Here is an 818-nt window from a genome sequence, read left to right on the forward strand (position 1 = left end):
ATTGCAACATCCGCCGGCGTGTGCAGCTTCCGCTGCAGATCCGGCTCGGCGGTGACGAGGAAATCAACCTGGCTGTGATTGCCGCGATAGATGACCCGTTCGACCTTGCCGGCAAAGCCGGCTTCACCCGGCTGCGCCAGGCGCATCGCCGAGGTGTGGACGGAGAGCCTGGCCGAAGAGCGAACCTGCTCGCTCCTGCGGGCCCGGACACGATGGTCCTTGCCGAAGATGCTGACGATGGCGGCCTCAGCGTCAGGACGCACATCCTGCACGGGCAGCACCTGGCCGTTGCCGATGAAACGGGCGACCATCTCGCTCTGCGGCTCGCGATAGAGATCGCGCGGCCGGTCGAACTGCACCAGCCGGCCGCGATCGATCACCGCGATGCGGTCGGCCAGCGCCATCGCCTCGGACTGGTCATGCGTGATGTAGACCATGGTGGCGCCGGTATGCTTGTGGAAACGCACGAACTCGTTTTCCATCGACGCGCGCAGATGCACGTCAAGATTGGCCAGCGGCTCGTCCAGCAGCATCACGGACGGCCTGGCTGCAAGACAGCGTGCGAGGGCGACCCGCTGGCGCTGACCGCCGGACAGATCGGAGGGCGCGCGTTCGGCCAGAGCTTCCATGCCGACGACAGCCAGCGCATCACGGCTGCGCTGCAGACGCTCCTGCGAACTCGCGCCGGCGATCTTCAACGCGTAGCCGACATTGTCGGCCACGCTCATATGCGGCCAGAGCGCATAGTTCTGGAAGACCATCGCGATGTCGCGATCCTTGGGCGGCACCGAGTTGACCACCCGCCCGCCGATGGCGAT

The 818-nt window shown here is 66.0% G+C and carries 1 protein-coding gene; it reads right to left on the bottom strand.

Annotated elements, in window-relative coordinates:
* Positions 1–818: ABC transporter ATP-binding protein (locus tag G3A47_RS22670; RefSeq protein WP_166926536.1), on the bottom strand; the 818-nt coding region annotated here is incomplete at both ends.

Origin of the sequence: Flavobacterium poyangense (assembly GCF_011751075.1) — a bacterium.
GTDB lineage: Bacteria > Bacteroidota > Bacteroidia > Flavobacteriales > Flavobacteriaceae > Flavobacterium > Flavobacterium poyangense.